The organism is Aeromicrobium sp. (genome assembly GCF_036675695.1).
Lineage (GTDB): Bacteria > Actinomycetota > Actinomycetes > Propionibacteriales > Nocardioidaceae > Aeromicrobium.
Genome location: NZ_JAKFEL010000254.1, coordinates 1 through 6,057 on the forward strand (window position 1 = coordinate 1; position 6,057 = coordinate 6,057).

6 protein-coding genes and 1 pseudogene are annotated in these 6,057 nt (G+C 64.2%); 6 read left to right on the forward strand and 1 reads right to left on the reverse strand.

From position 1 onward, the window contains the following. Positions 1–228: 228 nt before the first annotated feature. Entirely contained in the window at positions 229–1,125 is an 897-nt protein-coding gene (locus V6M39_RS17055) for an LLM class flavin-dependent oxidoreductase (RefSeq protein WP_332645015.1), read from the reverse strand. Positions 1,126–1,142: 17 nt separating this feature from the next. On the opposite strand from V6M39_RS17055, the gene V6M39_RS17060 reads away from it, so the two are divergent. From V6M39_RS17060 to V6M39_RS17085, 6 genes and pseudogenes are all read left to right on the forward strand, one after another. Next, positions 1,143–1,742: an HAD family hydrolase gene (locus V6M39_RS17060; RefSeq protein WP_332645016.1), complete on the forward strand. Its 600-nt coding sequence runs from the start codon at positions 1,143–1,145 to the stop codon at positions 1,740–1,742. A gap of 160 nt (positions 1,743–1,902) precedes the next feature. Further along, positions 1,903–3,765, forward strand: coding sequence for an acyl-CoA dehydrogenase (locus V6M39_RS17065; RefSeq protein ID WP_332645017.1), 1,863 nt, complete (start codon positions 1,903–1,905; stop codon positions 3,763–3,765). A gap of 76 nt (positions 3,766–3,841) precedes the next feature. Next, positions 3,842–4,372 (forward strand): hypothetical protein, encoded by a 531-nt coding sequence (locus tag V6M39_RS17070; protein ID WP_332645018.1) that lies wholly within the window; start codon positions 3,842–3,844, stop codon positions 4,370–4,372. Between the two features lie 9 nt (positions 4,373–4,381). Then, complete coding sequence (locus V6M39_RS17075) at positions 4,382–5,317, forward strand: oxidoreductase (RefSeq protein ID WP_332645019.1); 936 nt, start codon at positions 4,382–4,384, stop codon at positions 5,315–5,317. Continuing rightward, complete coding sequence (locus V6M39_RS17080) at positions 5,317–5,790, forward strand: GNAT family N-acetyltransferase (RefSeq protein WP_332645020.1); 474 nt, start codon at positions 5,317–5,319, stop codon at positions 5,788–5,790. Before V6M39_RS17075 ends, V6M39_RS17080 begins: the two co-directional genes overlap by 1 nt. 81 nt (positions 5,791–5,871) lie before the next feature. After that, a pseudogene (locus tag V6M39_RS17085) lies at positions 5,872–6,057 on the forward strand (GNAT family N-acetyltransferase); the annotation flags it as partial.

Sequence of the window (6,057 nt, forward strand, 5' to 3'; positions counted from 1 at the left end):
ACTGAGAGTACGAAGTCCACCAAGCCTTTGAAGGAGGCCAGCAATGATCATCACCGCTATCAGCGCAATCGTCATCGCCGTGATCGGAGTTGGCGCCACCGCACGCACCGTCAACCACGACGGTTTCGGTCGCATCCCGACGCAGCTCCGCTGAACCAAAACAGCTAGCGAAGGCCGGTCACCCCAGGAGGGTGGCCGGCCTTCTTCTATTGACCAGCACCGCGTACGTCAGGAGATGGCGGCTGCGATCCGGTGCACTGCGGAGATGTCGGAGCCGGTTGGGACCAGCTGCACTTCATCCGTGCCGATGTCCTCGAACCGCTTCAGTACGTCGAGCAACTCGGCTTCAGTTCCGGCGAAGCCCGCCGCCGGCGCCAGAGCCTCGACGAGGTCGACTGGCAACCAGTTCATGTAGTGCCGGAGGTGACGGTGCATCTGCTCGCGGGCGCTGCCATCACCGTTGTCGAGCGCGAACCAGAACGACGTGGTGAGCCGCGGAGCTGGCCGACCTGCGCCGCTCCACGCCGTACGCGCGACGTCGAACAGCGTCTCGGTACGGGCAAGGTCCAGATCGAGCTCGAACCCGGCGAGCCCGTCCGCCCATACCGACGTACTCTGAATCGTCTTCGGACCAGTCGTGCCGACCAGGATCTCTGGGCCTCCCGGCTGTACGGGTGGTGGCCCGACCGGTCGCTGTGCCTCGGTGACCTTCTCCCCCGCCCAGACTCGCTTCATGACGGCGACGCGTTCGGCCATGCCCGCCATCGTCTTGCTCGACATCGGAGCGCCGACCGCGCGATAGTCCTCGTCACGCCCTCCGACACCAAATCCGGCGGTGAGCCGTCCCTTGCTGAGAACGTCGCCGGTTGCGAGAGCCTTGGCCAGCATCACCGGCTCATGCAGCTGCGGGACGATCACCGTCGTCACCAGTCGGACCCGCTCGGTCCACGCGGCCACGGCACCCAGAAGGGTCAGCGTCTCGGGATTGTCGAACGCCATCCGCTCGCCGAAGCACAGCGATGAGAACGGGCCTTCGTCGACGGCCCGGGACCATTCCGCGAGAGTGTTCGGTCCGAGATCGGGTTCCATGATCGGCAATGTCATCCCCAGCTGCATGAGGGACATGTTGACAGACTGAACGCGTGACCACGATCGGCTTCGACCTCGACATGACCTTGATCGACTCTCGACCGGGAATCCGAGCAGCGATGCAGCACCTGGCTGACGAGACCGGTGCCACGATTGACACCGAGCTAGTTGTGTCGCGGCTGGGACCGCCGCTGGAGCACGAGCTCGCCCATTGGTTCCCCGAAGGCGAGGTGGCACGCACGGCTGACCGCTACCGCGAGATCTATGCCGCGATCGCGCCCCCGCTCATCGAGGTACTGCCGGGAGCTCACGCTGCGCTCGAGGCTGTCGCCAAGCGGGGTCGCTCGATCGTCATCACGGCCAAGTACGGCCCCAACGCGCGGCTCCACGTAGACCGGCTGGGACTGCCTGCCGATGCTGTCTTCGGCGATGTCTGGCGCGACGGCAAGGCGACGGTTCTTCGCGAGCAGGGCGCACTCGCATATGTCGGCGACCACGTGCATGACATGGACGCAGCTCGACTGGCGGATGTCGTCGGCGTCGGCGTCGTCACGGGACCGTGCTCGGCCGACGAGCTCCACGATGCCGAAGCGAGCGTCGTACTGGCATCCCTTGAGGACTTCCCGGAATGGCTGGCAACGCAGGCGATGTGACACTCCCAACACGGCTGCCGCAGGGACTTCACTTGTCTTTGACCCACCTCGGGCGGATACTTAAGTTACTAACCAGTAGCACTTTCTGAACAGATCCAGCCTGAACAAACCCAGCCTGTACCGCCTGCGCCCAGCGCGGCCCTCACAAGGAATGGCGTCAATGAGCCACTACAAGAGCAATCTGCGCGACACCGAGTTCAACCTGTTTGAGCTCTTCAATCGCCAGGAGATCCTCGGCACCGCCCCGTTCGACGAGGTGGATGTCGACACGGCCAAGAGCATCATCAGCGAGATCGAGCGCATCTCTCGCGAAGACCTCGCCGCATCCTTCGACGACTCCGATCGCAACCCTCCGGTCTACGACCCGGCCGCCAAGACCGTCGTCATGCCTGACTCCTTCAAGAAGTCCTACAAGGCCTGGATGGACGCTGAGTGGTGGCGCCTGGCTCTTCCCGAGGAGCTCGGCGGACAGCGTTCCCCCGCTTCCCTCGTCTGGTCGACCGCTGAGTACGTCCTCGGCGCCAACCCGGCCATCTGGATGTTCGCCTGTGGTCCCGCGTTCGCCCGCATCGTTTTCGAGAACGGCATCGAGCGCGACAAGAAGATCGCCCAGTTCATGGTCGACAAGCAGTGGGGCGCCACCATGGTCCTCACCGAGCCTGACGCCGGATCCGACGTCGGCGCCGGCCGTACCAAGGCGACGATGAACGAAGACGGCTCCTGGAACATCGAGGGCGTCAAGCGCTTCATCACCTCGGCTGAGCACGACATGTCCGAGAACATCATGCACCTCGTCCTTGCCCGCCCCGTGGGCGTCGAGGGCGTCGGCGGACCCGGCACCAAGGGTCTGAGCCTGTTCCTCGTACCGAAGTTCCACTTCGACCACGAGACCGGCGAGCTGACCGGCGAGCGCAACGGTGCCTACGTCACCAACGTCGAGAAGAAGATGGGCATCAAGGTCTCGACGACCTGCGAAGTCACCTTCGGCGATGGAGCACCAGCCCAGGGCTGGCTGCTGGGCGAGGTCCACGACGGCATCAACCAGATGTTCCGTGTCATCGAGAACGCCCGCATGATGGTCGGCTCGAAGGCCATCGCGACACTGTCGACCGGTTACCTCAACGCACTCGACTACGCCAAGGAGCGCGTCCAGGGTGCAGACCTGACGCAGTCCTCGGACAAGAACGCGCCGCGTGTTGTCATCACCAACCACCCCGACGTGCGTCGCTCGCTGCTCACGCAAAAGGCGTTCGCCGAGGGCCTGCGCTCGCTGATGATCTACACCGCGACGTTCCAGGACAACATCCTGATCAAGGAGTCGACGGGTGAGGACGCTTCGCTCGACGAAGCGATCAACGATCTGCTGCTTCCCATCGTCAAGGGCTACGGCTCGGAGCGTTCCTGGGTCATCCTGGGCACCGAGTCGCTGCAGACGTTCGGCGGTTCGGGCTTCCTGCAGGACTACCCGGTCGAGCAGTACGTACGCGACGCCAAGATCGACACCCTTTACGAAGGCACCACCGCGATCCAGGGCATGGACCTGTTCTTCCGCAAGATCGTGAAGAACAAGGGCCAGGCGCTCGGCTTCCTGTCCAACGAGGTGCAGCAGTTCGTCGAGAGCGAGGCCGGCAACGGTCGGCTCAAGGTCGAGCGCGACCTGCTCGCCAAGGCCCTCGAGGACGCGCAGGCGATCGTCGGTGCCGCCTTCGCCGATCTGATGGCGTCCAACCCGGCTGACGAGAACGGCGACATCAAGAAGATCTACAAGGTCGGACTCAACACGACCCGCCTCGTGTACGTGCTCGGTGACCTCGTTGTCGCCTGGCTACTGCTGCGCGGCGCAGAGGTTGCGCTCGAGAAGCTCGGTGGCGACGTTTCCGCCGCCGACAAGAGCTTCTACGAGGGCAAGGTCGCGGCTGCGAGCTTCTTCGCTCGCAACGTGCTCCCGCTGATGGCCGGAGAGCGTGCCATCGCCGAGAACATCGACGACTCGATCATGGAGCTGGACGTCGCCAGCTTCTGATCTCTTACGACATGACGCAAAGCCCCGACCGGCAACGGTCGGGGCTTTCGTTTGCTAGCTGTGGGAAGGTGACTCCGTGAAACCGACGAGCCCGCTGTGGTACCTCACGGCCTTCTTCATCGCCCTCGGCGGCGCCGTCATCTCGATCATCGTGGCTGCCGGTGCGTGGGATCCCGTACGCGAGGCGTCGGTGACTCCGATTGGCGAACGCGTCGACGGGACCGGCAAGAGCATCGCTGTCTACACCGACATCGTCCAGGCAGATCGCGACGTGACGTGCCGCGCAACAGGGCCTGGCAAGAAGGTCACTCCGATCCCCGAGGCCAAGCTGGCCCTGACGGTCGACGACGGCAGCGACCAGTGGCACCTCATTGGAATGCTCAATGAGGGCAGCAAGGGTCAGTTGATCACGTGCACGCCGAAGGATCGCCGAGTCGACGACGCGACCTACACGTACGCCGCCGTGACCGGGTTCGCGTCGAAGGCGAACACCGCCAAGGGCATCTCGATCCTGACCACGGCAATCGGCATCGGACTGGCCGGCTACACGTTCTGGTGCCGCCGCCAACAGCGCCTCGCCACACACTCCCCGGCAACAGACACGTAGGTTTGGCTCATGCCTTGGAAAACCGCTGACATCCCAGACCTGACGGGACGCCGCGCTCTTGTCACCGGCGTGACCGGCGGATTGGGCGTCAACGCCGCCATCGAGCTCGCCCGTCACGGCGCCTCTCTCGTCGTCACCGCGCGCGATGCAAAGAAAGCCGACGAGGCACTCGACCACATCGAGAGCGAAGCTCCCGGATCCAACATCGACGTGATCTCGCTGGACCTCGCCAACCTCGCGGACGTCAAGCGCGCCGCAGACGAGGTGTCAGCGGCGTACGAGCACCTCGACATCCTGGTCAACAACGCCGGAATCATGTTCCCGCCCAAGCCTTCGAAGACGGTCGACGGATACGAGCTGCAGATGGGCACCAACCACCTCGGTCACTTCGCCTTCACGGCTCACCTCTGGCCCCTGCTCGTCCGGTCCAAGGCCCGCATCGTCTCGGTGTCGTCCAACATGCACAAGGCGGCGAGCGGAGTCGACCTTCGTACGTTCACGCCCGAGGGGTCGCCGCGACGCTACAAGCGCACGCAGGCGTACGCCGAGTCGAAGGTCTCCAACCTGCTGTTCGCCATGGAGCTCGACCGACGGGTCAAGGCGGCAGGGATCGACGTGGTGAGCGTCGGTGCGCACCCCGGCTACGCGTCAACCAACATCACCAAGACTGGTCCGTCGGTTGGTGGCAAGTCTCTCCAGGCGATGGGCATGCACCAGGTCTCGAAGGTCATCGCGCAATCGGCTGCCGCCGGCGCTTGGCCCCTGCTGATGGCCGCGACTGACCCTTCGTTGACCGGCGGCGAGTACGTCGGGCCGAGCGGTCCAGGCGGCTGGCGGGGACGTCCGAAGCTCGTCGGGATGTCTCGCACTGCCCGCGACGCAGAGCTCGCCAACGCTCTGTGGGCAGCGTCCGAGCGCGCCGCGGGCGTCGAGTTCACGGTCTAGTGCACCTCCGTGACGCGACTGCCGAGGACTTCACTGCGATCGTCGCGATCAACCAGCAGAGCCTCGACGGCGTCACCCCAATCGATCTCGACCAACTGACGGATCTCGTTGCCTTCTCGTCGCGCACCCTGGTGGCTGACGACGACGGCCAGATCGCCGGATTCGTGGTGATACTCGGCCCGGGCACCACATACGAGTCGGTCAACTACCGGTGGTTCGAGGCGAACCAGATCTTCACCTCATACGTCGACCGGGTCGCGATCGCTCCTACACATCGCCGCCTCGGAGTCGGCACCCTGCTCTATGACGAGCTCGAGCAAAACCTGCCCGTTGCGCTCGAGGTGTATATCGATCCGCCGAACGATGCATCGCTGACATTCCATGCCAGCCGCGGATACCGCGAGGTCGGGCGCCTCTTGCAGGAAAACGGCAAAACCGTTGTGCTGCTGGTCAAGAACGCCGATTTGGGCTGATTGGGCCGACGTGGGATGGCCCACAAAAGTTGGGGTTGGGCGCCAGGTTGACGTAACGTCGAATGCCTGATGATCCGAGAAATGACGCACAGCGACTTTGACAGCATCGTCCACCTCAACCAGAACGCCCTCGAAGGCGTCGGTCCACTCGACAACGAGAGCCTGTCTCTCCTCGTCAAGATGTCCGACCAGGCCCTCGTTGCAGACCGCGACGGCGACATCGCCGGCTTCGTGATCACCCTGCCTCCGGGCGCAGAGTACGACTCG

Bases quoted from the DNA above. Each gene is read 5' to 3' on its own strand.
- V6M39_RS17055 (WP_332645015.1), bottom strand. From the start codon at position 1,125: ATGTCCCTCATGCAGCTGGGGATGACATTGCCGATCATGGAACCCGAT.
- V6M39_RS17065 (WP_332645017.1), top strand. From the start codon at position 1,903: ATGAGCCACTACAAGAGCAATCTGCGCGACACCGAGTTCAACCTGTTT.
- V6M39_RS17075 (WP_332645019.1), top strand. From the start codon at position 4,382: ATGCCTTGGAAAACCGCTGACATCCCAGACCTGACGGGACGCCGCGCT.